Below are 25,401 nucleotides of genomic sequence, written 5' to 3'. Positions count from 1 at the left end.
TCTATTTTGAAACAGCTATTTTGCATTTTAGGTCATGTTATCATATTCTACTGTATATAATTGTTATATACAAGTACAGGAGGGTTATATGATACTAAAAGTAACGATGATTGGACTTTTGGCAGGTGTTATAGGGACAGGATTAGGGGGAGTCATATCAGCTATCTTCAAAAGAGAAGTTGATAAATACCTAAATTTCTTTATGGGATTATCTGGCGGAATAATGTTGGCTGTAGTAGTATTTGATTTGATGAAAGAATCTATGGATAAAATGGGAGTAATCAATACAGTTATATTTACATTTGTTGGAGCTCTCATAACTATGTACATAAAAACAAGATTGGATGTATCTGGAAGCATGGCATCTGGATATCTTATATTCATAAGTATATTACTACATAATTTACCAGAAGGATTAGCTATTGGTTCTTCTTTTATGTCAACTGAAAGTTTAGGTATCACTCTTGCTATAGTAATAGGTCTACATAATATACCAGAAGGGTTAGCTATGGCATTGGGTCTGGTATGTAATAAAATGAGGATGAGTAAAGTTATTTTATTTACAATAATAGCTGGATTACCTATGGGTCTAGGAAGTTTTTTAGGTGTTTATTTTGGAGGAGTGTTTACTTCTCTTATAGGTGTATTTCTTGCTACAGCAGGAGGTACAATGATGTATGTTGTATTGGAAGAAATTTTTCCACATTCAAAAAGTGTGTATTGTATAGTTGGTTTTTTGTTAGGTACAATAATTGTAAACTATATCTAAAATTAAAATGAAAGCAGGCATACGAAAGATGAAGACTATTATAAGTAATATTGATATAAATAATATTGATTATGAGGAAATAAAAATACAAGCAAAACTTCTTAGAGAAGGTAAAACGGTTATTTTTCCAACTGAGACAGTGTATGGATTAGGTGCAAATGCATTAGATGAAAGTGCAGTAAAGAAGATTTATGAAGCTAAAGGAAGACCTAGTGATAATCCGCTTATAGTCCATATTTATGAAAAAGAAGAAGTTTGTGATTTAGCTAAAGATATAAGTAATAAAGCTAAGCTTGTTATGGAAAAGCTTTGGCCAGGGCCTATAACCATAATACTAAATAAAAAAGATATAATTCCATATAGAACTAGTGGAGGGCTTGATACAGTTGCAATAAGAATGCCTTCTCATATTATTGCCAGGGCAATAATAAAAGAAGCAGGTGTACCTATTGCAGCTCCTTCTGCAAATATATCAGGGAGACCATCTCCAACAAAAGCGAAACATGTATATGAAGAAATGAATGGAAGAGTTGATGGAATAGTTTTAGGAGGAGATAGTAACTTTGGATTGGAATCGACTGTATTAGACCTTACAAGTGAGATTCCTATGATATTAAGACCTGGAAGTATAACTAAAGAAGTTTTAGAAGAACTTCTTGGCGAAGTAAGGCTTGACCCATCATTAAGTAAAAAAGAAGATAATCAAAAAGCCAAGGCTCCAGGAATGAAATACAAGCATTATTCACCAAATGCAGATGTATATATTATATCTGGAAAAAGAGAAAATGTAGCAACAAAGATTAATGATATGATAAAATCTAATAAAGAAAAAGGTCTAAAAACAGGTGTAATGTGTATTAGTAGAAATAAAGAGTTTTATAATGGAGAAGTAATAGATTTGGGAAGTACTCTTGAGGAAGTAGCAAGTAATTTGTTTGATGCTCTAATAGAAATGGATAAAAAAGGTATAGATGTCATATATTCAGAGGAATTTCCTAAGAGTGGTGTTGGACAAGCAATTATGAATAGATTACTTAAGTCAGCAGGATATAAAGTAATAAAAGCTTAAAAGGGAGTTGTGAAATATGAATATACTTATTGTATGCACAGGAAATACTTGTAGAAGTCCCATGGCTGAAGTTATATTAAAGAAAGTTATTGAAGAGTCTGGAAAAAATATTGAAGAATATTGTATATCTTCAGCAGGTATATCTACAGTGAATGGTATGGATGCTTCTAAAAACTCTATAGAAGCTTTAAAAGAACTTGGAATAGATTTATCAAAGCATAAAAGTAGAGTAATCACTAAAGATTTAATAGATAAATCAGATATTATACTAACAATGACTAAATCTCATAAAGAAATTTTAGTCCAAGCAGTTCCAAAATGCAAAGAAAAAGTGTATACTTTTAAAGGGTTCGCAAATCAGGATGAGTCAGATATATCTGACCCATTTGGTGGAAGTTTGGATACTTATAGAGATACTATGAAAGAAATAATATATTCTGTCAACAAAATAGTAAAAAATATATAAAATGGAGGATAAAGAAATGAAAATAGGATTAGGCTGTGACCATGGAGGATATAATTTAAAAAAAGAGATAATAAACTATTTAGAAAGAAAAGGTATTGAATGTGTAGATTATGGAACTAATAATGCTACAGATTCTGTTGATTATCCTGCTTATGGAGAAATAGTTGCAAATGCAGTTATAGATAAAGAGGTAGATTATGGAATATTATGCTGTGGTACAGGGATAGGTATATCTCTAGCTGCCAATAAAGTTCCTGGAATAAGATGTGCAGTTGTGTCAGATGTATTTTCTGCAAAAATGTCAAAAGCACATAATGATGCAAATATGTTGTCATTAGGTGAAAGAGTTTTAGGTAAAGGTTTAGCACTTGAAATAGTTGAGGCTTGGATTAGCACAGATTTTGAAGGTGATAGACATGCTAGAAGAGTAAATATGATTAAAGCAATAGAAGAAAAACACAATAAATAATAAAAATTACAGTTTTATCAGGAGGAATTATCAAAATGAGTAAAGTGGTAGAGACAAACCATCCATTAATACAACATAAATTAACTTTAATGAGAGATAAAAATACTGGTTCTAAGGATTTCAGAGAACTTTTAACTGAAATTGCAATGTTAATGGGATACGAAATAACAAAAGATATACCATTAAAAGATATAGAAATAGAGACGCCTATTCAAAAAACATCATCTAAAGTTGTTGCAGGTAAAAAATTAGCTATAATTCCAATTTTAAGAGCAGGGCTTGGAATGGTAGATGGATTAGTAAGTTTAATGCCAGCAGCAAAAGTTGGTCATGTAGGATTATATAGAGACCCAGAAACATTAAAACCAGTTGAATATTATTGTAAACTTCCTCAAGACATAGGAGAAAGAGATATAATAGTAGTTGACCCTATGCTTGCTACAGGAGGTTCTGCTGTTGCAGCAATAGATTTACTTAAATCTAAAGGAGCTAAAAGTATAAAATTAGCTAATTTAGTAGCTGCTCCAGAAGGAATACAAGAAGTACAAAAATATCATGATGATGTTGATATATATGTTGCATCAATTGATGAAAAATTAAATGAACATGGATATATAATTCCTGGTCTTGGTGATGCTGGAGACAGATTATTTGGAACTAAATAAAAATTAATAACTATAAATATTTATTGGGAACTTTCTTATATAGTAAAAATTATTTAATATAAGGAAGTTCCTTTTTATATGTATTTTCTCAGAATAAGAATTCTTGAATTGATAAATTTCTCGAATTGAGAATAAAAAGCTTTTACCAATTAAAAAAGAATGGCTATTTTACACGAGTTTATAACTTATTAATAACTTAAAATATGGCATGTTAGTTGCTTACGATTAAATTGATATGTATTAATTGAGTTTAAATTAAAATATTAATGATATTATTGGGAGTGATAATACATGACAAATTGTATAGTAGTAAGAGGAGCTGGAGATTTAGCAACAGCAGTTATATATAAATTACACAATAGTGGTTTTAAAGTGGTTGCATTAGAAATAGAAGAGCCTTTAGCTATACGAAGACAGGTTTCTTTTTGTGAGGCTGTCTATGAAAAAGAAGTTACTATTGAAGGTGTAGAGTGTAAACTTTGTAAAAACGAAGACGAAATCGAAAAAACGTTATCTCAAGATAAAGTAGCACTTATTGTAGACCCAAAAGGGGAAAAATTATCTAAGATAAATCCAGTTGTTTTGATTGACGGAATATTAGCCAAAAAAAATTTGGGTACAACTAAAGATATGGCTCCACTTACAATAGCTTTAGGGCCTGGATTTTGTGCAGGAGAAGATGTTGATGTGGTCATAGAGACAATGAGAGGTCATAATCTAGGAAGAATAATAACTAGTGGTAGAGCTGAAAAAAATACAGGAATACCAGGTGCAATAAAAGGGATTTCCAAAGAAAGAGTAATGCACTCAGAACATAGTGGAATAATGGAAAATGTATGTAAGATAGGCGATATAGTTGAAAAGGGTGATTTACTTTGTTATATTAATGATTATGGAAAAAAATATGAAATTAGAGCAACAATATCTGGAGTTCTTAGAGGATTACTAAAAGATGGAGCGAAAGTAAATAAAAATTTAAAAATATTAGACATAGACCCTAGAAAAGAGGAAGTCAAGAATGCTTTTACGATATCAGATAAAGCTAGATGTATAGCTGGAGGAGTTTTAGAAGCCATATTAAAAAATGGAATCTATCCAATAAATTAATTTATAATAAATAAGACTATTAATATTTCATTAAGGTGATATAATAAATTTAATAGATTAAGGAGAGCATATAACGGGTATTTAAAATTTAAATGGTAAAAATGCTCTTTTTTTATTGGACATTCAATTGACATGTGTATATAATATAAAAATAAGTATTTATTTAGGAAGAAATCTAATAAATATATATGAGACCAGTACATAAACAAAGAGGAGAAAAGTAAATTATGAGACCATCATGGGATGAATACTTTATGGAAATTGCAGAAGTGGTAAAAAAGCGTTCAACTTGTATTAGGAGACAAGTCGGAGCTGTTATTGTAAGAGATAAACAAATTCTAACAACTGGATATAATGGTTCTCCAAGAAATCTTGAACATTGTGAAAATATTGGGTGTAAAAGACAGGAACTAAATATTCCTTCAGGAGAAAGACATGAACTGTGTAGGGCATTGCATGCTGAGCAAAATGCTATAATACAAGCTGCTCATAATGGTATTAGTGTGGCTGGAGCAACTTTATATGTTACTACAAGACCTTGTGTTTTGTGTGCAAAAATGTGCATAAATGCAGGGATATTGAAAATTGTTTATGAAGGTGATTATCCAGATGATATGTCTACAGAATTGTTAAAAGAAGCAGGAATAGAACTTATAAAATTCTAGTAGATAAATTTTTTAGTGAATAATTTTAGGGTGACAATAAATGATAAAATTTGACACTGAAATACATGCTCATGAAATGATTAAAAGAAAGTGTTTGAAAAATAATCAGATTAGTAGTAAGATATATTTTATAATTAAATAAATTTATTATATAGATTAATTACATGTTATTTATTTTGTAATAATGAGGGATACTATTTATGAGTAAAAAAAATACACATATGGAAATTGCAAAGCTGTTTAGTTTAATAAGTCAAATAGGATTGATGATTGTAATATCAATATTAGGATGTACTTTCTTAGGAAAATTTTTAGATAGTAAATTAAATACAAGTCCAGTTCTAACAATAATATTTTTACTGTTAGGGGTTGGAGGTGCTTTTAGTGGTGTTTATAAAACTCTAATAGTATATACACGAAGGAAGTGATATATTGGATATAAAATTACTTAACCAAGTAAGGTCAGTAACAAAGGGTATAGTAATATTTGATGTAATTTTAATTGTGCTAATGTTGATAACATCAACATTAAGTAAGCCAGTATTTTTAGGACTTATATTTGGCTCTATAATAGCTATGTTAAATTTTAGATTATTAGCAATATCACTAGAAAAAACAGTGTCATTGCCAGCTGGAAAAGCACAAGCTTATGCATCAGCACAATATACCATTAGGCTATTTATAATGGCAGTTGTTCTATTTGCTTCAGCTAAGGTTCCACATTTAAATATAATCGGAACAGCACTAGGATTATTGAGTACAAAGTTTGTCATATTATCAAAAAACTTTATAAATAAATTAAAGAGGAAGGAGGCGTAAGTATGAGTCAAGCGCATTATTATCTCATAGGAAACTTTAAAATTAGTGAAACAATACTAGTGAGTTGGGGAATAATGGCCTTTTTAGCGATAGCATCTTATTTTTTAACTAGAAATTTGAAAAAAGTTCCAACTAGTAAAGTTCAAATATTTTTGGAATTTGCAATAGGTGGTCTTGCTAAAATGGTTACAAATGTTATGGGTAAAAACACAGTAAAAAGAATGCCATATATGATACCATACATAGGAAGTTTGTTTTTATTTTTCGCGTGCTCAAATTTAAGCCCATTACTTGGATTAAGATCACCAACAACCGACCTAGATACAACTGCTGCATGGGCAATGATTACATTTTTTATGATTTATTTTGCAGGAGTTAAATTTAAAGGAGTATCATACTTTAAAGAATTGGCTCAACCACTTGCCATAATGTTACCAATTAATATTATAGGTGAGTTAGCTAGACCAATATCATTAAGTTTCCGTCCATTTGGAAATATTTTAGGTGGAACAATTATAATGGGTCTATTTTATCAACTTTTAGGTTTTATATCTAGTCTAATACCAGGATTATCAATACCGATTGGACAGATATTAATACCAGTTCCATTACACTTGTACTTCGATTTATTTGCAGGATTGTTACAAGCATATATATTCATAATGCTAACAATGGTGTTTATATCAAGTGCAGGGGAATTAGATTAAGAAATCAACTTATATTAAGATAAAAAATAAAAAACAATTTAAATTTTTAAATTTTAAGGAGGAAATAATTATGGAAACAGCAATAGTAGCGGCAGCATCAGCAATAGGAGCAGGAATAGCAGTTGCAACAGGTATAGGTGCAGGAATTGGTCAAGGTGTAGCAGCAGGTAAGGCAGCAGAAGCAGTAGGAAATCAACCAGAAGCTAAAGGTGATATAACTTCAACTTTATTACTAGGTGTTGCTATAGCAGAGTCTTCAGCAATATATGGCTTGGTTGTATCAATAATACTTCTATTCGTAAATCCATTCTTCAAATACTTAGGAATGTAGATTTAGTCCTTAAATATTTTGAGATAGGTTTTATAGATAAATCATCTCAAACTTATAATCATGAGATGAATTTTATCATCTCGTGATTATAAGTAGTTATGATTTATGGAAAGGAGGATAATTATGGAAAAAGCACTAGTAGGTATAACATGGGAATTTGTATTCCAAATTGTTAATACTTTTATAATATTTTTACTTCTAAGAAAGCTTTTATTTAAGCCAGTTTTAAATATAATCCAATCAAGAGAAAATGATATTAAAAATGACTTAGCAGAAGGCGAAAAAGCAAAAACTGAAGGATTGGCGCTAAAAAAAGAATATGAGTCAAAAATCAATTTTGCTAAAGATGAAGGTCAAGAAATCATAAAACAAGCAACTATAAGAGCAGAGAAAAAATCAGATGACATAATAAGTACTGCAAAACAAGATGCTCTTGATATAAAAGATAAAGCAAGCAAAGATATAGAACAAGAAAAACAAAAGGTTATGAATGAAATTAAAAGTGATATATCAAATATAGCACTACTTGCGGCATCTAAAGTTATTGAAAAAGATTTAGATAAATCTAAACATGAAGAATTGATAGAAAACTTTATAAAAGAGGTAGGGGAGGCTAAATGATAAACGTAGTAGCAAATAGATATGCCGAAGCCCTATTTCAATTAGGAGAAGAAGAAAATTCAACTGATATATTATTTAAAGAATTAGAAAAAGTAGTAGATATGATGACTAAAGTTAGCAAAGATTTCTACAAAGTTTTAAAATCACCATTAGTTTCAAAATCAGAAAAGAAAAACTTGGTAGAAATCATTTTTGATAAGGAAGTAAGTTCTAACATAAAAAACTTCTTAAAAGTTTTAGTAGATAAAGACAGAATAGCGTTTTTGGAAGACATAGAGTTAGCTTATAAAGACTTATTAAATAAGAAAAATAATATAACTGATGGTGTTGCAATAAGTGCGATTCCAATGAGTGAAACAGATATTAAAGAACTTGAAGTTAAACTTTCAAACAAATACAACAAAAATGTTACTATAGAAAATGTAGTTGACAAGACTATACTAGGGGGAGTTCTAGTTAGAATTGGAAATGAGCAAATAGATGGCACTGTAAAAACTCGTCTAGATAAGATGAAAGAAAAGCTATCTGAAGTAATATCTTAAGAATGGCGGTGAACCCATGAACTTAAAACCTGAAGAAATAAGTTCTATAATTAAACAGCAAATAAAGAATTATGAGAATAAAGTTGAATTGACAGATACAGGTAGTGTTTTAACAGTTGGGGATGGTATAGCTAGTGTATATGGATTAGAGAAAGCTATGTCTGGTGAGTTACTAGAGTTCCCAGGTGAAGTATATGGTATGGCACTTAACTTAGAAGAAGAAGTAGTTGGAGCTGTTATACTTGGAGATGACAGTGGAATAAAAGAAGGCGATATAGTTAAGAGAACTGGAAGAATAGTTGAAGTTCCAGTTGGAGAAGCTTTAATAGGTAGAGTTGTAAACTCTCTAGGTCAGCCAATAGATGGAAAAGGACCTATAGCTTGTACAAAAACTAGACCAGTTGAATCTGAAGCACCTGGTATAATAGATAGAAGATCTGTTTATGAGCCATTACAAACAGGTATAAAATCAATAGATTCAATGATACCAATTGGTAGAGGTCAGAGAGAGTTAATAATAGGTGACAGACAAACTGGTAAAACATCTATAGTTGTTGACACTATATTAAATCAAAAAGGAAAAGATGTTATCTGTATATATGTAGCAATTGGGCAAAAACGTTCTACTATAGCTCAATTAGTTAGTTCATTAGAAAAAGGTGGAGCTTTAGACTATACAATAATAGTTTCAGCAACAGCATCTGAATCAGCACCACTTCAATATATAGCACCATACGCTGGAGCAGCTATGGGTGAAGAATTTATGTACAATGGAAAACATGTGCTTATAGTATATGATGATTTAAGTAAACAAGCCGTTGCATATAGAGAAATGTCATTATTACTTAGAAGACCACCAGGACGTGAGGCATATCCTGGAGATGTATTCTACTTACATTCAAGATTACTTGAAAGAGCAGCTAAGTTATCTGATGAATTAGGGGGAGGCTCAATGACTGCCTTACCTATAATAGAAACTCAAGCTGGAGACGTTTCTGCATATATACCAACAAATGTTATATCTATAACAGATGGTCAAATATACTTACAACCAGAATTATTCTATTCAGGTGTAAGACCAGCAGTTGACCCTGGTATATCAGTATCAAGGGTTGGTGGTTCTGCGCAAATTAAGGCAATGAAAAAAGTTGCAGGTACATTAAAACTTGCATATTCACAATATAGAGAGCTTGCAGCATTCTCACAATTTGGTTCTGACTTAGATGAAGATACTAAAAAGAGACTTGCTCAAGGTGAAAGAATCGTTGAGATATTAAAACAAGGTGAGCATCAACCAATAAAAGTTGAAAATCAAGTTATGATAATATATGCTGTTATAAATAATCATTTGGAAGATATTCCAATAGATAATATAGCTAGATTTGAATCAGAATTGTATGCATTTGTAGATAATAATTATCCAGAAATATCAAGAAAAATATTAGATGGAGAAGACTTCACTCATGATTTAACAGATGCAATAAATGAATTTAAAGAAAAGTTTGTTGTTGAAGTATAATCCTTTTTAAAAAAGGAGGTAAATTAATTGGCAGGAGCTGGAATTAAAGCGATTAAAACACGTATGGGGAGTGTTGAAAGTACAAAACAAATAACTAAAGCAATGGAACTTGTTGCATCTTCTAAGCTTAGAAAAGCAAAAGAAAAAGCTGAAGATTCAAGGGAATACTTTAATACTTTGTACGATACAGTAAAGGATATTGCCCAAACAACACGTGGAGTTAGAAATGAATTTTTAAAAGTAAGAGAAGTAAAAAATAAATGCTATATAGTAGTGGCTGGAGATAGAGGTCTTGCAGGTGGATACAATTCCAATGTATTAAAGGAATCTGTATCTCACATGGAAGGAAAAAAAGAAACAGTTATCACAGTAGGAAAGAAGGCTCACGAGTTTTTTTCTAAGAGAAATTACAATATAGCAAAAGATATAAATAGTGTTGAAGCTTGTGGATATGAAGAAGCGATAGAAATTTCACAAACTGTTATTGACCTGTATAAAAAAGGTGAAGTAGATGAAGTTTATATAGCTTATACAAAATTTAAATCAGCTTTATTACAAGAAGTTGAAGTTTTAAAATTGCTTCCATTGGTGTTTGAAAAAGATACAGATGACCAAGCCATTGTAATAAAAGAAGAAAAACAAAATAAATCGAAAGTACAATATATACCATCAGCAGAAGCAGTCTTAAGTTATATTGTGCCTCAGTTTGTATCAGGTACAATATATGGTGGGATTTTAGAATCTTTTGCATCAGAGCAAGGAGCTAGAAGAACTGCGATGGAATCAGCCACAGATAATGCGAATGAAATGCTATCTAATTTAGAGTTAAGTTATAACAGAGCAAGACAGTCAGCTGTAACTCAAGAAATAACAGAGATAGTTGGTGGAGTTGAAGCTCTAAAATAGGGAGGTTAGGAAATGGCAAATGTAGGTGAAATAGTACAGATTGTAGGAGCTGTACTAGATGTTAAGTTTGATAATGAACAAAGCCTACCTAACTTATTAAATGCGTTAGTAATAAAGTTAGGAGATAAAGAAATAGTTGCAGAAGTTGCTCAACATATAGGTGATGATACAGTAAGATGTATCTCTATGAGTGCAACAGATGGACTTGTAAGAGGTATGGAAGTTGTAGATACAGGAGGACCAATAAGTGTTCCTGTTGGAGATGAAACTCTAGGTAGAATATTCAATGTTCTTGGAAAACCAGTTGATGGAAAGCCAGCTCCAAAGTCTGCGCCTAAGTTACCTATACATAGACCAGCACCAGCATATGACGAACTAGAAACTACAGCTGAAATACTAGAAACAGGTATTAAGGTAGTTGACTTGCTAGCACCATATCTAAAAGGTGGAAAAATAGGTCTATTTGGAGGAGCAGGAGTAGGAAAAACAGTTTTAATACAAGAACTTATAAACAATATTGCCAAGCAACATGGTGGTATTTCTGTATTCTCAGGTGTAGGAGAAAGAACAAGAGAAGGTAATGACCTTTATGGAGAAATGAGTGAGTCTGGAGTTATAAACAAGACAGCTCTAGTATTTGGTCAGATGAACGAGCCACCTGGAGCAAGAATGAGAGTTGCTTTAACTGGACTTACAATGGCAGAACATTTTAGAGATGAGCAAGGACAAGACGTCTTACTTTTCGTTGATAATATATTCCGTTTCACACAAGCTGGTTCAGAAGTTTCAGCACTTCTAGGACGTATGCCATCAGCCGTTGGTTACCAACCAACATTAGCTACTGAAATGGGTGCACTTCAAGAGAGAATAACATCAACTAAGAAAGGTTCAATAACATCTGTTCAAGCAGTATATGTACCAGCAGATGACTTAACTGACCCAGCACCAGCTACAACATTCTCTCACTTAGATGCAAAAACAGTTTTATCTAGACAAATATCATCACTTGGTATATACCCAGCGGTTGACCCTCTTGAATCTACATCAAGAATTCTTGACCCTAGTATAGTAGGAAAAGAACATTATGAAATAGCCAGAGGAGTTCAATCAATACTTCAAAGATATAAAGAACTACAAGATATAATTGCCATACTTGGTATGGATGAATTATCTGATGAAGATAAGTTAATAGTTGCACGTGCTAGAAAAATACAAAGATTCTTATCTCAATCATTTACAGTTGCAGAGCAATTTACAGGAAACCCAGGTCAATATGTTCCTGTTAAAGAAACTGTAAGAGGATTCAAAGAGATACTTGAAGGTAAACATGATGACTTACCAGAGTCAGCATTCCTGTTTGTAGGTACAATAGAAGATGCTGTTAAAAAAGCGAAGGGAAGTATGTAGTCATGGCTAGTGAATTTTCATTGAAAGTTGTAACTCCAAATGATACGTTTTATGATGGAGAAGTTGAAATGATAGTAGTTAGAACTACAAAGGGAGACAAAGGGGTATTGAAAGGTCATATACCGTTTGTTTCAGGCATACCTGTAGGAACTTTGAAGATAAAAAAAGATGGAAATTTTAAAGAAGCAAAAATATCAGAAGGATTTGTTAATGTAGACCAAAATAAAACTGTCATATTGACAGAATCTGCTGAATGGATTTAATAATTTAATATAAAACATGAAAAGTCATTTTTACTAAAATTATTTTTGGTCAAAATGACTTTTTTTATAATTTTGGTGTTAATAAAATAACAAAAAATAAAGTATAAAATATAGTGGAAGTGTAGTGATAGTAAATTCACAAAGTGTTTAAATTTACTGCAAAATTATGTTGCAATTAATAAGATAAAGAAGGTTTAGATAGATTATATAGAAGTGAAAAAATATTCATATAAGAAATCTATATAAAATTTTTATAAAATTTAAAAAATTTGCTTAGTTGTGTAGTATAATAAATAATATAATAGATTTACATAGATTATTTATTATAAATAATTTTAAAAGTTACAATTCTATTATAATGATTATTAAATTGGGATAAGTAACATAAACTAAACAATAATAGGTATTATCAATAGTAAATTTATAAATTCATTATTAAATGAAAAGAGCTATTATAAATTTTCTGGAGGAAAAATGGATATATTTGATATTGGAGTAGACATAGTTGAAATTGACAGAATAAAAAAAGCTGTAGAAAAAAATAATCGGTTTTTAAAGAAAATATTTACAGATAAAGAAATTGAATATTTTAATTCTAAAAATTTTAAGGCAGAAAGTATAGCTGGTAATTTTGCGGCTAAGGAAGCTATAAGTAAATCTATGGGTACAGGAATCAGAATGTTTAACTTTAAAGATATAGAGGTTCTCAGAAATGAAATGGGAAAACCAATAGTAAAAACTTATAATAATCTGGCAAAAATGTGCATAGATTATAATGTTTTAGAAATAAAAGTTTCAATATCACATTCAAAAGATTATGCTATAGCAAATGCGATAACTATAATTAAGGACTAAGGAGTGATTACATTATGATGGATAAAACAGCAAAAGAAATAATGACAACAGATGTAATAGTAGCAAAACAAGATGATAGTATAGCAGATGTAGCTAATATGCTAATTGCGGAGAAAATAGGAGGATTGCCAGTTGTAGATTCAGAAAATAAAGTTGTTGGAATAATTTCTGAAACAGACATTCTTAAAAAAGAAAAGTATATAGAAGCACCTCTATATATAAATTTATTACAAGGGCTGATTTTTTTAGATGATTTAAAAAAGGTAGAAAAAGACATAAAGCAAGTAGCAGCTTATAAAGTCGGAGAACTGATGTCTAAGGACATAATAAAAGTTCATGAAGATGATAAGTTTGACGATGTGGCTAATATAATGATTAAAAAATCAATAAACAGAGTTCCTGTAGTAGATGATGACAATAAACTTAAAGGTATAATTTGTAGATATGATATAATAAAAGCTTTATATAATGAATAGACTAAAGTAGGAGGTGTGATGTGAGAAAAAAGTGGACTATAGTATGTATTATGTTCTTGGCACTGGTTATAATTGTAATAGGATGCCAAAAACGACAGTCCACAAAAGAAGAAGTATACAAAGATTTTCAAAAGCAGATTTCTGATATGAATTCTTACAGTTGTAAAGCTGAAGTAGAAGTAGTTGGAAATAAGAGCCCACACAATTATGTTTTAATTCATACTTATAAAAAAACTGATAACTATAAATTAGAAGTAATTTCCCCAAAACACTTAAAGGGGAAAAGTATAGAGTATCAAGGTGATAAAATATTAGTTAAAAATCCAAATATCAGTGATATAGTGGAATTGCCTAATACAGGAAAAAATAATCAATATCTTTTTATAGGAGACTTTATAAAAAATTATCTTCAAAACGAAGAGATGAAAATAAAGTTATCCAAAGGAAACTTGGTTTTAGAGACTTTTATTCCTGGGGATAATAAATATTTTAATAAGCAAGTATTATATGTAAATACTGACACAAAGAACCCTGAAAAGATGGAAGTATTAGATAATGAAGGAGTGCCAAGATTTACAGTAAAATACAGAGATTTTGAATACAGAAACTAAGGGGGACTAAAGAAATGCAAAAAATAACAGTGCCTACATGGGCAGAGATAAATCTAGATAACTTAAGATTTAACTTAAAAAATATTAAAAATTTATTAGAAGAAGATATTAAAGTTTGTGGAGTAATAAAAGCTGATGCATATGGACATGGTGCAGTAGAAGTTGCAAAATTATTACAAAAGGAAAAAGTAGATTATTTAGCAGTAGCAAGAACTGCTGAAGGAATTGAGCTTAGACAAAATGGTATAACACTTCCTATTTTGAACTTAGGATATACTCCAGATGAAGCTTTTGAAGATTCTATAAAAAATAAAATAACTATGACAGTTTATTCTTTAGAAACAGCACAAAAGATAAACGAAATTGCAAAATCTTTAGGAGAAAAAGCCTGTGTTCACATTAAAATAGACTCAGGAATGACTAGAATAGGTTTCCAACCTAATGAAGAGTCAGTACAGGATATAGTAAAATTAAATAAATTAGAATATATAAATTTAGAAGGTATGTTTACTCATTTTGCTACAGCTGATGAAGTAAGTAAAGAGTACACTTATAAACAAGCTAATAATTATAAATTTATGTCTGATAAGTTAGATGAAGCTGGTGTAGAAATAGCTATAAAGCATGTATCAAATAGTGCAGCTATTATGGATTGCCCTGATTTAAGATTAAGTATGGTAAGAGCAGGAATAATATTATATGGTCATTATCCATCTGATGATGTATTTAAAGAAAGACTAGAACTAAAACCAGCCATGAAATTAAAATCAAAAATCGGACATATAAAACAAGTTGAACCAGGTGTAGGAATAAGTTATGGACTAAAATATACAACTACTAGTATGGAAACAATAGCTACAATTCCAATAGGATATGCGGATGGATTCACTAGAATTCAAAAGAATCCAAAAGTTCTTATTAAAGGAGAAGTATTTGATGTAGTTGGTAGAATTTGTATGGATCAAATAATGGTTAGAATTGACAAAGATATAGACATAAAAGTTGGAGATGAGGTTATACTATTTGGAGAAGGTGAAGTTACAGCTGAACGTATAGCCAAAGACTTAGGAACTATAAACTATGAAGTGTTATGCATGATATCAAGAAGAGTTGACCGTGTTTATATGGAAAATAATGAGCTTGTACAAATAAACAGTTATTTGCTAAAATAAAACCATGATATTATAATCTGGGAGGCGATTTTGTGTACGATAAGAGTAAAGAAAAAATAGAAGTTACTTTACCAGACTCTCTGATTTCTGAAGTTGATAGTATTGTTCAGATGGAGAACAGTAACAGAGAAGATTTTGCAAAAGCTGCTTTTCAGTTCTATATAACTCAGAAAAAGAGAATTCATATTAAAGAATCTATGAAAACGGGTTATAGAGAAATGGGTCAAATTAATCTGTCATTAGCTGAACTAGGCATGACAGTTGACGAAGTATCTTCTGATGATAAAAATGAAGGGAAGATTGCCCAAGGTGAGTACTAATTGTGAAATAAAGCGTGGTGATTTATATTACGCTGATTTAAGTCCAGTTGTTGGTTCAGAACAGGGAGGAGTTAGGCCTGTTCTGATAATACAAAATGATGTAGGTAATAAATATAGTCCTACAGTTATAGTATCAGCTATAACATCTCAGATTAATAAAGCCAAATTACCTACTCATGTAGAGATAAGTTCCAATGAATATGGGCTTAATAAAGACTCAGTGATTCTTTTAGAACAAATCAGAACTATTGATAAAAAGAGACTGAGGGAAAAAATTGGTTGTCTAGATGAAAATATGATGATAAAAGTAGATGATGGGCTTCAAATAAGTTTAGGATTGTTTACTTTTTAAAGAGGGGTTTGTCTTTTGTTAGACAATCCCTTTTTTCTTTAAAAATATTTCATAGAGTTTAATTTTAGTGGCCTAAGCTAATAAAATCAAAAATAACGCAAAAAAATAGCATAAAAGTGATATAATAAGATGGAATTGATATAAAATTACAAACTCAAGGGAGGTAATTACATGAGAGACCATAAAGGATTAAATGAGATTGCGCGTATCATAAGAAGAGATATAGTCTCTATGATACATAGAGCCAAATCTGGACATCCAGGAGGGTCATTATCAGTAGTTGAAATACTTACTGCGTTATACTTTGATGAAATGAATGTGGATTCTTCAAAACCTAAAATGGAGGATAGAGATAGATTTGTATTATCAAAAGGACATGCTGCACCAGCATTATATGCAATATTGGCTGAAAAAGGTTATTTTGATAAGGAAGAATTAAATGGACTGAGGAAAATAGGAAGAATGTTACAAGGACATCCAGATATGAAAGGAACACCTGGCGTGGAGATATCCACAGGTTCTTTAGGGCAAGGTTTTTCGGCTGCATGTGGGATGGCTATGGCATCAAAATTAGATAATGCACCATGGAATGTATACACTTTACTTGGTGATGGAGAAGTTCAAGAAGGTATAGTTTGGGAAGCTGCTATGAGTGCTGCACATTATAAGCTTGATAATTTAATTGCTTTTTTAGACAATAATGGACTTCAGATAGATGGAAACATAGAAAGTGTAATGAACCTAGGTTCAATCGTTGATAAATTTAAGGCTTTTGGATGGAATGTAATTGAAATAGATGGTCATGATTTTGACCAAATATTTGCTGCTCTTGATATAGCTAAATCAACAGTTAAAAAGCCTACAATGATAATTGCAAAGACTATAAAAGGTAAAGGAATATCTTTTATGGAAAATCAAGCAGGATGGCATGGGACAGCTCCAAATGATGCAGAACTAGAACAAGCCTTACTTGAATTAGGAGGTGCTGACAATGAATAAAATGGCAACAAGAGAAGCATATGGTAAAGCTTTAGTAAAATTAGGTCAAATAAATGACAATGTTGTAGTGTTAGATGCAGATTTATCAAAGTCTACAAAGACACATGATTTTTATGAAGCATTTCCAGATAGATTTTTTAATATGGGTATAGCCGAACAAAATCTAATAGGTGCTGCTTGCGGATTATCAACTGCTGGAAAAATACCTTTTGCTAGTACTTTTGCTATGTTCGCTACAGGGAGAGCCTTTGAGATTATAAGAAATTCAGTTTGTTATCCAAAGTTAAATGTAAAAATTTGTGCTACTCATGCAGGACTTACTGTTGGAGAAGATGGAGCATCTCATGAAAGTGTAGAGGATATTGCAATAATGAGAGCTATACCAAATATGACAGTTCTTGTTCCAGCTGATGGAGTAGAGACAGAAAAGATGATTTTTGAAATAGCTAAATACAATGGACCTGTTTATGTTAGATTAGGAAGAAGTTCAGTTCCAGTTTTATTTGATGAGGATTATCATTTTGAAATAGGAAAAGGTATAGTACTAAGAGATGGCAATGATGTCACAATTATAGCTTGTGGGATTATGGTGAATGATGCTATACTGGCACAAGAAAAATTGCAAGAAGAAGGCATTAGTGCCAGAGTCATAAATATGTCCACAATAAAACCTATAGATAAGGATTTAATATTAAAAGCAGCAAAAGAAACTAATGCTATTGTAACTGTAGAAGAACATAGTATAATTGGAGGTTTAGGTTCTGCTGTGAGTGAGACAGTTGGAGAATCTTATCCAACTATTGTAAAAAAAGTTGGGATTAAAGATTCATTTGGAGAATCTGGTGCTCCAAATGAATTGTTAAAAAAATATGAATTAACTTGTGATGATATAGTAAAAGCTGTAAAAGAAGCTATTCTTGCAAAAAGAATGTAAGAAATATAAATTATGCATGTTTGTTAATAATATAATATGTGTATAAGAGAGATATAAAGCATTATATGAATTTATATCTCTCTTTTTTATACACTATATCAATTTATCAAAAACCTAACCAAATATTCAAATTTTTACAAAAATAGAGAAAATATTCAAATATATATTGACTATTCAGAAAAATATGACTAATATATAGTTTATAGGGAAATTAATTTTATACATATAATAACTACTTAAACAAAAATAATTTAAAGAATTGTATGAAGGGAGGTATACTGTATAAAAAGTATATTATAAGTTTTAAGTTATTATACAAAAAGTTTTAAAACAGTTATCATGGATTTTATGTTAAAGGAAATTGTAAGTAGTTTATAGAAGTAATTAAGCAGATGAAAAAATTTCACGTGGGGAGGTAACTGAGATATGTCAGAAAAAGTAAATGTTAAAACAGTCATCAGTTTCGCAGGAGCTTATGTAGCAACAGTAATCGGTTCTGGATTTGCAACAGGACAAGAAATAATGCAATTCTTCACTTTTTATGGGTTTGCAGGTATTATTGGTGGGATAATTTCAATGGTATTATTCTCATGGATGGGTGCTTCAGTAATGTCAAAAGGTAAAGAACTTCAACTTAAAGAACCTATCAAAATTTATCGTGTTTATTGTGGTAAGTATTTAGGAATATTCTTTGAGTGGTTTGGACCTTTATTCTTATTTGGTGTTTTCGTAGTAATGATTTCAGGAGCGGGAGCAACTTTAACTGAATACTATGGATTAAATCCATTTGTAGGTAGAATAGGTATGGCAGTAGTAGCATTATTAACTGTTTCATTAGGTCTTGATAAATTATCAAAGATACTAGGTGGAATAGGACCTGTAATAATAATATTTACACTTTTAGTTGGAGCTATAAGTTTAAGCAGTAATATAGGTAATTTATCTCAAGCAGGAGAGATTCTTAAAACTGTAGAGGTATCTAGACCAGTTCCAAACGCATATCTATCTGGTGTAATATACACTACTTATAATACAATCGTTGTCATGGCGTTCTTAACAGGATTAGGAGCAAGTGCTGCTAATAAAAAAGAAGCTGTTTGCGGTGGTATACTAGGTGGGGTAGCACTTATGGCAGCAGCTATAATGATGAACTTAGCAATGCTTTCTGATGTAGGAAACTTATATTCAAAAGCAATACCTTCATTATTCTTAGCTGATAAGATTTCACCAGTAGTTGGAGTTTTATTCTCAGTAGTTCTTATATTAGGAATATATACAACAGCTGTACCTTTATTATGGTCAGTAACTAATAGATTTGTAGATGATAATCATCCTAAATTTAAATTAATAACAGTAATAACAGCTATATTAGGTCTTATAGGTGGATTCTTACCATTTGATAAGCTGGTTGGTATCTTATATCCATATACCGGATATATGGGCGTCATAATACTGGTTTGTGTTCTTTATAGACAGATTACAAAAACATCTGGCTATCAAGAAGGAGTTAATGGTAAATAAATAATTTAGAACTGTAAAATAGAGAGTTATATAAAAACAATTAAATTGTTTTTATATAACTCTTTTTTATTTTATAATTTATTTGTCATAAAATCCTTTTTTTATTATTTCATATTTAAGGGTAACTATAATAAACACTTTATTATTGATAATTTAAAGTCTAAGACAAAATTATAAATCATATATTTAAATAGATGGAAGGAGTGATAAAATTGGATGTAAAGTTTAATATTAAAGGTATAATTTATGGAGTTATAGCTCTTATATTTGTGATAGGAGGGTTTATATTCATACCAAGTATGTTTATAGAAAAAACTAAGCCAATAGATTATACAGTATTGCAAAGGAATTCAATACCAGAAAAGATACTAGATGTTATGGACAAATACACAAATGAAGAAAGAGCATTAGCAGCTAAAATTGATAATAAAATATACATCATAGTAACTAGGGGAAATAATAAATATGGTATTGAGATGGATAACATAGAAAGTGTAAGTGAAGAAGGAAAAGAAGTTTTGAGAGTTAAGATAAAGTATAAGGATAAGGAGGATTCTCTTCCATACATAGTGGTTGAAACAAATATAAGTGAACTTCCAGATAGAATAGAGTTAAATTCTACTAAATAAAAGCATATTTTGTGATTAAATAACTATTTATTTGTATAGTAAAATAAAGTCATGGTTTTTATTAATGTAAATAAATCATGTCGAGGCTTTATTGATGTAAAAGCCATGACTTAAAATATTCATTGAATAATATAAAAATTAAATATTAAACAGAGTGTTATATTAATAGTATTGAGAGTGTTAATTATTTGGTGTAAGAATTCTGGTTTCAGTAACTATATAGTTTAATTGTGCATCATGAGTTTCTTTTGGAATAGAATCAAATACCTGAAAGTCAAATGCTATTCCTATAGTTATTGCGTCTTTTCTTAAGTTCTCTAAAAATCTATCATAAAATCCTCCACCATATCCTAATCTATAGCAATGTATGTCATATGCAACAGCTGGAACAATTACAACATCTAAAGATTTAATATCAATTGTAGGTGATTTTTCGTTAGGTTCCCTTATTCCATATGCACCAATTTTTAGTCCATTATCTAAATCTGTTATTTGAGTAGGAATTAATGTATGATTTTCTTTTATTGTAATAGGGCTTGAGACTATTTTCTTTAGAGATAAAAGCTTTTTGATTAAATTATCTGTGTTAACTTCATTATTAAAATCTAGATAAAGCATTATATTAGTTGCGTTTTTTATATCCTCCATTTGAAGTAATTTTTCTGTTATCAAATTTGAATTATTTAGTACAAACTCAGCACTTTTATTTTTTCTATGTTCAATAACTTTTTTTCTAAATTCTTTTTTCATAAAATATTCCTCCTTTAATATGTTATAATGTGAACAGAATTTGTATTCTAATATAAATTTTAGTATAGTTTATTGTAATAAGGCAATATATTTGGGTAAATGTAATAAAAATAACAGCTAGTCATATAATATATAATAGTTTATGTAAAAGGAGATGTATCTTGTGATTTCAAAAAAGAAAGCTATTTTTTTAGGGGTGATTTTAGTAATTATAACAGCTATGGCCACATCAGCGTTTCAACTTACATTAGGGAACAAAGTTGTAGTATCAAAAGAACTCTATGAAGGCTATAAAAAATATGATAAGTTGTTAGGATTAGAATCTATTATAAAACAAGATTTTTATAAAAAAGTCTCTGATAAAGATTTAGTGGATGGAGCATCAAAGGGGTTATTTCTAGGAACAAATGACAAATATTCTGGTTATTACACTAAAGATGAAATGGAAAAGCTAATAGAAGATAGTGAGGGCTCTTATGTTGGTGTAGGAATGTATATAGGAGCATCAAAAGATGGAGGACTAGTAGTAGTTCCTATGAAAGATTCTCCAGCAGAAAAAGCAGGAGTAAAAGCAGGAGATAAATTAATAAAAGTCAACGGAAAATCTGTATCATATAAAAATTCGGATGAAGCTGTGAGTATGATGAAAGGTAAAAAAGGTAAAAAAGTAGAGCTAGTAGTATTGAGAGAAGATAAACAACTAAGCTTTGAGTTGAAAACAGAACAGATAGTTGAGAAAAGTATAGAAAGTAAAGTAATTGATAATGATTTAGGATATATAGAAATTACCCAATTTATATCAAGTACATATACTGATTTTGACAAAGCTTTAAAAGAATTGAAAGAAAAAAATATTAAGGGATTAGTAATAGACCTTAGAAACAATCCTGGAGGTATGTTGGATATATGTAAAGAAGTTGCTGATGAATTAATTGGTGAAGGAACTATAGTATATACTAAAGACAATAAAGGAAATACAGAATACTTAAAATCTGATAAAGAAAAATTGGGACTTCCAATAGTAGTTTTAACCAATGGAGAAAGTGCCTCTGCTGCTGAGATATTAACAGCTGCAATTGTTGATAATAAAGAAGGTATTTCTGTAGGGACTACGACTTATGGTAAAGGGCTGGTACAGTCAGTTGTAAGGTTGAAAGATGGAACAGGATATAAATTAACTACTGCTCAATACTTTACACCTAATGGAGATTATATCAATGAAAAAGGGATAAAACCTACAATTGAAGAAAAAGATGAGAAAAAACAATTGGATGTAGCAACTGAATGGCTTAGAGAGCAGATTAATAAATAGAATTTAAAGTTTGTAGATGTAATAGAAAATAAAAAAATTGTTATAAGTAAAAATATAGAGTGGATAAAACTAACTTTTGGTATTGTTTCAACATTTTACTATATAGTTTTATTGTTAAAAGTTTTAACTTAGCTTTTAAAATATGGGTAATTAAACATTTTAAAATACATGTAAAAATATTACTGGAAATTTAGCAGTCCAGTAATATTTTTTTGATTTAAGGAATATTAATATTAATAATTCTATTTTCTAATACTATACCTACTCTTATTTAAAAGTACTATCATTTCAGCACTATAGAAACTTATTTGTTTTATACTGATTATATGAATATTTAGGGTATTTTCTATTTTGAGCTACATTAATATTTTGTAAAAACACAAACATGTAAATTAAATTTTTTATCTAATGTATGTCTATACTATAAGAAGCTGTAAAAACTTTTCCTTTACCTAATTTGTTTATAAATTTCTTATCTGTGTAAATTTTATTAGAATGTATACTATCAGCAAGACCGTACCATGGTTCTATACATAAAAATGGAGCAGTAGAATTAGTTTCGCTATAATAAGGAGTCCAAATGCCAACTAGAGGAAAATTCTTCATAGATATAGTTAGGCATTCACTATCTTTATCATTATATATAGATACTTCGTCTATGTTAGTGTATATTAAAGCATCATTTTTAAATAATTCTGGATTTAATTGTAACCTTTTTAAGTCTCCAATAAATTTTGTATCATCAGTAAAGGACCCATTTAAATTAATTTTTTCCACATTATTTCTTCCTTTAAACTCAAGATAGTACTTAGAAAAGTCATCTTGTTCATAAAAAGGAAGATTAAATGCAGGATGTCCTCCTATAGAAAAGAATATATCTTTAGAGTCAGTATTTTTTACAATCCATTCTATATTTATGCTATCATCATTTAATGTATAATTTATAAGTAGCTCAAAATAGTAGGGATATTTTTTTAGAGTAGATTCATTGGATGTTAAACTATAAGATATGAATGCATCTCCTTTATTTGCAATTTCAAAATCCATATCTCTAGCAAATCCATGTTGAGTCATATTATATAAATTTTCTTCTATTATGGTTTCATTATCAAGAAGTTTACCAACTATAGGGAATAATATAGGTGATTGTCTACCCCAATGTTTTTTATTACCATCCCAAAGAATATTTCTGTTATGTTTTTTAGAAAATATCCTAGTAAGTTCAGCACCAGAGCTACTTGATTCAATAATTAAGTTTTCATTTTGTAATATATTCATTTAAAATCTCCTTTATTATACTTTATTAGTATATTATACTATAAAGTATAACAAGTATTAAATCGTATTTGATATTATATTTGAAAGGTAGATTTTAGTATATTTTGAAAATTTTGTTTTGAAAATTTGGGATTATTTAAGAAATTTTGTATTATAAATAGAAGGAAATAGATAAATTGTATAGAATTAAATATATTAAGATAAGTTAATAATGTTAAATGGGAAGTGAGTTTATGGAAAAACCAAATACAAAAGTTGTTAACTTTCAAGAGTATAAAGACAGAAAAAAACAAAGAGAAGTAAACCGAGACGAACTTTTAAAGCTTATTAAAAAAATTGTGACTTCAAAATAGGGAGTTGTTAAACTCCCTATTTTAATGGGTTCCCAAAGAATTAAGACATTCTAAGTCCATCTATATAATCTTTAAATTGTGAAAAATCTGATTCACTACTTAACTCTACAGTTTCTGTACCTTCCGTATAAAAATTCTTAAGATAGATAGTATAATTATTATCAACACAATTATGATAAATACATCTATATCCATCTTCATATAAATTTTTTAATTTAGAAAAATCATCCACAATATCAACTCCTTAAAGTTCTTTTAATTATATTTTTACAAAAAGTATGTGATTGTATGCAAATTAGAAATGTAAAATAAAGGAAATTAAGATAAAATGTAGAATAATCTTTATATGTATGTAAAAATAAAAAGAAAAAGTTGAAATTTTTAGAAAATAAGAGTATTTTTTATCTAAAAAGATAATTAAAAAAAAATAATATTGGGAGGATAGAAAATGAGTTTATTAGAAAGTATATCAAGGAATATATATTCTCTAGATAAGTCTTCTATTGAAAAAGCAAAACAGAGGTTGGACAGGCTTATACATCCAACTGGAAGCTTAGGAAAGATAGAAGATATTTGCATGCAATTAGCAGGGATATTTGGTAATGAAAATTTTGATACAACTAAAAAAGTTATAATTGCTTTTGCTGGAGATCATGGAGTATATGAAGAAGGAGTTGCGCCTGACCCTCAGGACATAACAAAGTTACAATTTCCAAATTTCTCAAAAGGGCTATGTGGCGTTGGAGTAATAAGTAAATTTGTAGGAGCAGATGTTGTAGCTGTAGATGTAGGAATAAATTGTGATGAAAAACTAGATGGAGTATTAGATTATAAGATAAGAAAAGGTACTTCAAATATGGCAAAGGGACCAGCCATGAGCAAACAAGAGGCTATAAGATGCTTAGAAATAGGAATTGAAATAGCAGAGCAATGTATAGAAAGAGATTATAAAGTAATTGGTATTGGAGAGATGGGTATAGCAAATACTACTCCAAGTACTGCAATAATATCTGTAATTTCAGGATGTGACCCATCAGAAGTGACAGGTATAGGTGCAGGTCTTAAAAAAGAAAGATTAAAACATAAAGCTGATGTAATTAGAAAAGCTATTGAAATTAACAATCCAAATCCAACTGATGGTGTAGATATTTTATCTAAAGTAGGTGGATTTGAAATAGGTTCAATGGCAGGTGTTATATTAGGATGTAGTGCTAATAGAATTCCAGTTGTTATAGATGGATTTATTTCTTATGCTGCTGCTTTAATTGCTTATAAAATAAATCCAAAAACTAGAGAATATATGATAGCATCACATTTATCAGCAGAATCAGGAACTAAAAGAGCATTAGATATATTGAAATTAGACCCTATACTAAATATGGATATGAGATTAGGTGAAGGAAGTGGAGCTGCTTTGGCATTTAATATAGTGGAAGCTTCAAATTATACTTACAAAAATATGGCGACTTTTGATGAGATAGATATGGGTCGATAAAAAATTTAATATATTTAGG

At 29.8% G+C, this 25,401-nt stretch carries 32 protein-coding genes; 29 read left to right on the top strand and 3 right to left on the bottom strand.

All coding sequences use genetic code 11. The features are described from left to right. The first annotated feature begins 88 nt into the window (after nt 1-88). The 27 genes from KGF46_RS15050 to KGF46_RS14920 all read left to right on the top strand — a co-directional run bounded on the left by KGF46_RS15050 (nt 89) and on the right by KGF46_RS14920 (nt 20,194). Complete coding sequence (locus KGF46_RS15050; protein ID WP_227829086.1) at nt 89-769, top strand: ZIP family metal transporter; 681 nt, start codon at nt 89-91, stop codon at nt 767-769. Nucleotides 770-797: 28 nt separating this feature from the next. Then, nucleotides 798-1,838 (top strand): L-threonylcarbamoyladenylate synthase, encoded by a 1,041-nt coding sequence (locus KGF46_RS15045; RefSeq protein WP_227854799.1) that lies wholly within the window; start codon nt 798-800, stop codon nt 1,836-1,838. Nucleotides 1,839-1,854: 16 nt separating this feature from the next. Continuing rightward, nucleotides 1,855-2,304 carry a low molecular weight protein arginine phosphatase gene (locus KGF46_RS15040; RefSeq protein ID WP_227829084.1) on the top strand — a complete coding sequence of 150 codons (450 nt, stop codon included), beginning with the start codon at nt 1,855-1,857 and terminating at the stop codon, nt 2,302-2,304. Nucleotides 2,305-2,320: 16 nt separating this feature from the next. Next, complete coding sequence (gene rpiB, locus KGF46_RS15035) at nt 2,321-2,773, top strand: ribose 5-phosphate isomerase B (protein ID WP_227829083.1); 453 nt, start codon at nt 2,321-2,323, stop codon at nt 2,771-2,773. A 35-nt stretch (nt 2,774-2,808) separates the two neighbouring features. Next, complete coding sequence (upp, locus tag KGF46_RS15030; RefSeq protein WP_227829082.1) at nt 2,809-3,438, top strand: uracil phosphoribosyltransferase; 630 nt, start codon at nt 2,809-2,811, stop codon at nt 3,436-3,438. A 291-nt stretch (nt 3,439-3,729) separates the two neighbouring features. Beyond that, nucleotides 3,730-4,545 carry a selenium-dependent molybdenum cofactor biosynthesis protein YqeB gene (yqeB, locus tag KGF46_RS15025; protein ID WP_227829081.1) on the top strand — a complete coding sequence of 272 codons (816 nt, stop codon included), beginning with the start codon at nt 3,730-3,732 and terminating at the stop codon, nt 4,543-4,545. Nucleotides 4,546-4,772: 227 nt separating this feature from the next. Beyond that, entirely contained in the window at nt 4,773-5,210 is a 438-nt protein-coding gene (locus KGF46_RS15020; RefSeq protein WP_227829080.1) for a deoxycytidylate deaminase, read from the top strand. Nucleotides 5,211-5,410: 200 nt separating this feature from the next. Next, entirely contained in the window at nt 5,411-5,638 is a 228-nt protein-coding gene (locus tag KGF46_RS15015) for an AtpZ/AtpI family protein (protein WP_227436243.1), read from the top strand. A 4-nt stretch (nt 5,639-5,642) separates the two neighbouring features. Then, nucleotides 5,643-6,029: an ATP synthase subunit I gene (locus KGF46_RS15010; RefSeq protein WP_227436241.1), complete on the top strand. Its 387-nt coding sequence runs from the start codon at nt 5,643-5,645 to the stop codon at nt 6,027-6,029. A 2-nt stretch (nt 6,030-6,031) separates the two neighbouring features. Continuing rightward, nucleotides 6,032-6,736: a F0F1 ATP synthase subunit A gene (locus KGF46_RS15005; RefSeq protein WP_227436239.1), complete on the top strand. Its 705-nt coding sequence runs from the start codon at nt 6,032-6,034 to the stop codon at nt 6,734-6,736. A gap of 70 nt (nt 6,737-6,806) precedes the next feature. Next, nucleotides 6,807-7,067, top strand: coding sequence for an ATP synthase F0 subunit C (atpE, locus tag KGF46_RS15000; RefSeq protein ID WP_021386434.1), 261 nt, complete (start codon nt 6,807-6,809; stop codon nt 7,065-7,067). 123 nt (nt 7,068-7,190) lie between these two features. After that, a complete protein-coding gene (gene atpF, locus KGF46_RS14995) occupies nt 7,191-7,688 on the top strand; it encodes a F0F1 ATP synthase subunit B (RefSeq protein WP_227829079.1) in 498 nt (165 codons plus the stop codon). Next, a complete protein-coding gene (locus KGF46_RS14990; protein WP_227829078.1) occupies nt 7,685-8,230 on the top strand; it encodes a F0F1 ATP synthase subunit delta in 546 nt (181 codons plus the stop codon). Before atpF ends, KGF46_RS14990 begins: the two co-directional genes overlap by 4 nt. A gap of 16 nt (nt 8,231-8,246) precedes the next feature. Beyond that, on the top strand, nt 8,247-9,749 hold the full coding sequence (atpA, locus tag KGF46_RS14985; RefSeq protein WP_227829077.1) for a F0F1 ATP synthase subunit alpha: 1,503 nt from the start codon (nt 8,247-8,249) through the stop codon (nt 9,747-9,749). Nucleotides 9,750-9,776: 27 nt separating this feature from the next. Further along, on the top strand, nt 9,777-10,655 hold the full coding sequence (gene atpG / locus KGF46_RS14980; protein ID WP_227829076.1) for an ATP synthase F1 subunit gamma: 879 nt from the start codon (nt 9,777-9,779) through the stop codon (nt 10,653-10,655). Between the two features lie 12 nt (nt 10,656-10,667). After that, on the top strand, nt 10,668-12,062 hold the full coding sequence (atpD, locus tag KGF46_RS14975; protein ID WP_227829075.1) for a F0F1 ATP synthase subunit beta: 1,395 nt from the start codon (nt 10,668-10,670) through the stop codon (nt 12,060-12,062). A 2-nt stretch (nt 12,063-12,064) separates the two neighbouring features. Further along, entirely contained in the window at nt 12,065-12,325 is a 261-nt protein-coding gene (atpC, locus tag KGF46_RS14970) for an ATP synthase F1 subunit epsilon (protein ID WP_227436229.1), read from the top strand. Between the two features lie 474 nt (nt 12,326-12,799). Next, entirely contained in the window at nt 12,800-13,180 is a 381-nt protein-coding gene (acpS, locus tag KGF46_RS14965; protein WP_227829074.1) for a holo-ACP synthase, read from the top strand. A 14-nt stretch (nt 13,181-13,194) separates the two neighbouring features. After that, nucleotides 13,195-13,656, top strand: coding sequence for a CBS domain-containing protein (locus tag KGF46_RS14960; RefSeq protein WP_227829073.1), 462 nt, complete (start codon nt 13,195-13,197; stop codon nt 13,654-13,656). 20 nt (nt 13,657-13,676) lie between these two features. Further along, nucleotides 13,677-14,267 carry a germination lipoprotein GerS gene (gene gerS, locus KGF46_RS14955; RefSeq protein ID WP_227829072.1) on the top strand — a complete coding sequence of 197 codons (591 nt, stop codon included), beginning with the start codon at nt 13,677-13,679 and terminating at the stop codon, nt 14,265-14,267. A 14-nt stretch (nt 14,268-14,281) separates the two neighbouring features. Then, nucleotides 14,282-15,439, top strand: coding sequence for an alanine racemase (gene alr / locus KGF46_RS14950; protein ID WP_227829071.1), 1,158 nt, complete (start codon nt 14,282-14,284; stop codon nt 15,437-15,439). 32 nt (nt 15,440-15,471) lie between these two features. Then, nucleotides 15,472-15,759: an antitoxin gene (locus KGF46_RS14945; protein WP_227436214.1), complete on the top strand. Its 288-nt coding sequence runs from the start codon at nt 15,472-15,474 to the stop codon at nt 15,757-15,759. Next, on the top strand, nt 15,728-16,111 hold the full coding sequence (locus tag KGF46_RS14940) for a type II toxin-antitoxin system PemK/MazF family toxin (protein ID WP_003421356.1): 384 nt from the start codon (nt 15,728-15,730) through the stop codon (nt 16,109-16,111). Before KGF46_RS14945 ends, KGF46_RS14940 begins: the two co-directional genes overlap by 32 nt. A 171-nt stretch (nt 16,112-16,282) precedes the next feature. Next, nucleotides 16,283-17,110 carry a transketolase gene (locus tag KGF46_RS14935; RefSeq protein WP_227829070.1) on the top strand — a complete coding sequence of 276 codons (828 nt, stop codon included), beginning with the start codon at nt 16,283-16,285 and terminating at the stop codon, nt 17,108-17,110. Further along, complete coding sequence (locus KGF46_RS14930; RefSeq protein ID WP_227829069.1) at nt 17,103-18,044, top strand: transketolase family protein; 942 nt, start codon at nt 17,103-17,105, stop codon at nt 18,042-18,044. The genes KGF46_RS14935 and KGF46_RS14930 overlap by 8 nt, the downstream gene beginning before the upstream one ends. 426 nt (nt 18,045-18,470) lie before the next feature. Continuing rightward, nucleotides 18,471-19,565, top strand: coding sequence for a hypothetical protein (locus tag KGF46_RS14925; RefSeq protein WP_227829068.1), 1,095 nt, complete (start codon nt 18,471-18,473; stop codon nt 19,563-19,565). Nucleotides 19,566-19,777: 212 nt separating this feature from the next. After that, nucleotides 19,778-20,194, top strand: coding sequence for a hypothetical protein (locus KGF46_RS14920; RefSeq protein WP_255611832.1), 417 nt, complete (start codon nt 19,778-19,780; stop codon nt 20,192-20,194). 180 nt (nt 20,195-20,374) lie between these two features. Here the strand turns inward: KGF46_RS14920 and KGF46_RS14915 are convergent, their stop codons facing one another. Continuing rightward, complete coding sequence (locus KGF46_RS14915; protein WP_227829066.1) at nt 20,375-20,944, bottom strand: 5-formyltetrahydrofolate cyclo-ligase; 570 nt, start codon at nt 20,942-20,944, stop codon at nt 20,375-20,377. Nucleotides 20,945-21,098: 154 nt separating this feature from the next. On the opposite strand from KGF46_RS14915, the gene KGF46_RS14910 reads away from it, so the two are divergent. After that, nucleotides 21,099-22,256, top strand: a complete 1,158-nt coding sequence (locus KGF46_RS14910) for a S41 family peptidase (RefSeq protein ID WP_227829065.1) — start codon at nt 21,099-21,101, stop codon at nt 22,254-22,256. 405 nt (nt 22,257-22,661) lie between these two features. Here KGF46_RS14910 and KGF46_RS14905 read toward each other — a convergent pair whose 3' ends face one another. Beyond that, nucleotides 22,662-23,534, bottom strand: coding sequence for an aldose 1-epimerase family protein (locus tag KGF46_RS14905; protein WP_227829064.1), 873 nt, complete (start codon nt 23,532-23,534; stop codon nt 22,662-22,664). Between the two features lie 393 nt (nt 23,535-23,927). Then, complete coding sequence (locus KGF46_RS14900) at nt 23,928-24,119, bottom strand: hypothetical protein (protein WP_227436177.1); 192 nt, start codon at nt 24,117-24,119, stop codon at nt 23,928-23,930. Nucleotides 24,120-24,335: 216 nt separating this feature from the next. Here KGF46_RS14900 and cobT point away from each other — a divergent pair, with 216 nt between their 5' ends. Further along, complete coding sequence (cobT, locus tag KGF46_RS14895) at nt 24,336-25,382, top strand: nicotinate-nucleotide--dimethylbenzimidazole phosphoribosyltransferase (RefSeq protein WP_227436176.1); 1,047 nt, start codon at nt 24,336-24,338, stop codon at nt 25,380-25,382. The last annotated feature ends 19 nt before the right edge of the window (nt 25,383-25,401 follow it).

It is taken from the genome of Clostridioides sp. ZZV14-6153 (genome assembly GCF_020657855.1).
In the GTDB taxonomy this organism is placed as follows: domain Bacteria; phylum Bacillota; class Clostridia; order Peptostreptococcales; family Peptostreptococcaceae; genus Clostridioides.
The sequence above is the reverse complement of the archived record's forward strand: the minus strand, read 5'-3'. Positions and strand labels throughout refer to the sequence as shown.

Excerpts from the sequence above, each read along its gene's own strand:
- KGF46_RS14925 (WP_227829068.1), top strand. The coding sequence starts at position 18,471 with ATGTCAGAAAAAGTAAATGTTAAAACAGTCATCAGTTTCGCAGGAGCT.
- KGF46_RS14905 (WP_227829064.1), bottom strand. The coding sequence starts at position 23,534 with ATGAATATATTACAAAATGAAAACTTAATTATTGAATCAAGTAGCTCT.
- yqeB (WP_227829081.1), top strand. The coding sequence starts at position 3,730 with ATGACAAATTGTATAGTAGTAAGAGGAGCTGGAGATTTAGCAACAGCA.
- upp (WP_227829082.1), top strand. The coding sequence starts at position 2,809 with ATGAGTAAAGTGGTAGAGACAAACCATCCATTAATACAACATAAATTA.
- atpC (WP_227436229.1), top strand. The coding sequence starts at position 12,065 with ATGGCTAGTGAATTTTCATTGAAAGTTGTAACTCCAAATGATACGTTT.
- atpF (WP_227829079.1), top strand. The coding sequence starts at position 7,191 with ATGGAAAAAGCACTAGTAGGTATAACATGGGAATTTGTATTCCAAATT.
- KGF46_RS14935 (WP_227829070.1), top strand. The coding sequence starts at position 16,283 with ATGAGAGACCATAAAGGATTAAATGAGATTGCGCGTATCATAAGAAGA.
- KGF46_RS15040 (WP_227829084.1), top strand. The coding sequence starts at position 1,855 with ATGAATATACTTATTGTATGCACAGGAAATACTTGTAGAAGTCCCATG.
- KGF46_RS15020 (WP_227829080.1), top strand. The coding sequence starts at position 4,773 with ATGAGACCATCATGGGATGAATACTTTATGGAAATTGCAGAAGTGGTA.
- cobT (WP_227436176.1), top strand. The coding sequence starts at position 24,336 with ATGAGTTTATTAGAAAGTATATCAAGGAATATATATTCTCTAGATAAG.
- atpE (WP_021386434.1), top strand. The coding sequence starts at position 6,807 with ATGGAAACAGCAATAGTAGCGGCAGCATCAGCAATAGGAGCAGGAATA.
- KGF46_RS14930 (WP_227829069.1), top strand. The coding sequence starts at position 17,103 with ATGAATAAAATGGCAACAAGAGAAGCATATGGTAAAGCTTTAGTAAAA.
- acpS (WP_227829074.1), top strand. The coding sequence starts at position 12,800 with ATGGATATATTTGATATTGGAGTAGACATAGTTGAAATTGACAGAATA.
- atpD (WP_227829075.1), top strand. The coding sequence starts at position 10,668 with ATGGCAAATGTAGGTGAAATAGTACAGATTGTAGGAGCTGTACTAGAT.
- KGF46_RS15005 (WP_227436239.1), top strand. The coding sequence starts at position 6,032 with ATGAGTCAAGCGCATTATTATCTCATAGGAAACTTTAAAATTAGTGAA.
- KGF46_RS14990 (WP_227829078.1), top strand. The coding sequence starts at position 7,685 with ATGATAAACGTAGTAGCAAATAGATATGCCGAAGCCCTATTTCAATTA.
- alr (WP_227829071.1), top strand. The coding sequence starts at position 14,282 with ATGCAAAAAATAACAGTGCCTACATGGGCAGAGATAAATCTAGATAAC.
- atpA (WP_227829077.1), top strand. The coding sequence starts at position 8,247 with ATGAACTTAAAACCTGAAGAAATAAGTTCTATAATTAAACAGCAAATA.
- rpiB (WP_227829083.1), top strand. The coding sequence starts at position 2,321 with ATGAAAATAGGATTAGGCTGTGACCATGGAGGATATAATTTAAAAAAA.
- KGF46_RS15050 (WP_227829086.1), top strand. The coding sequence starts at position 89 with ATGATACTAAAAGTAACGATGATTGGACTTTTGGCAGGTGTTATAGGG.
- KGF46_RS15015 (WP_227436243.1), top strand. The coding sequence starts at position 5,411 with ATGAGTAAAAAAAATACACATATGGAAATTGCAAAGCTGTTTAGTTTA.
- KGF46_RS14940 (WP_003421356.1), top strand. The coding sequence starts at position 15,728 with ATGAAGGGAAGATTGCCCAAGGTGAGTACTAATTGTGAAATAAAGCGT.
- KGF46_RS15045 (WP_227854799.1), top strand. The coding sequence starts at position 798 with ATGAAGACTATTATAAGTAATATTGATATAAATAATATTGATTATGAG.
- KGF46_RS14915 (WP_227829066.1), bottom strand. The coding sequence starts at position 20,944 with ATGAAAAAAGAATTTAGAAAAAAAGTTATTGAACATAGAAAAAATAAA.
- KGF46_RS14960 (WP_227829073.1), top strand. The coding sequence starts at position 13,195 with ATGATGGATAAAACAGCAAAAGAAATAATGACAACAGATGTAATAGTA.
- KGF46_RS14910 (WP_227829065.1), top strand. The coding sequence starts at position 21,099 with ATGTATCTTGTGATTTCAAAAAAGAAAGCTATTTTTTTAGGGGTGATT.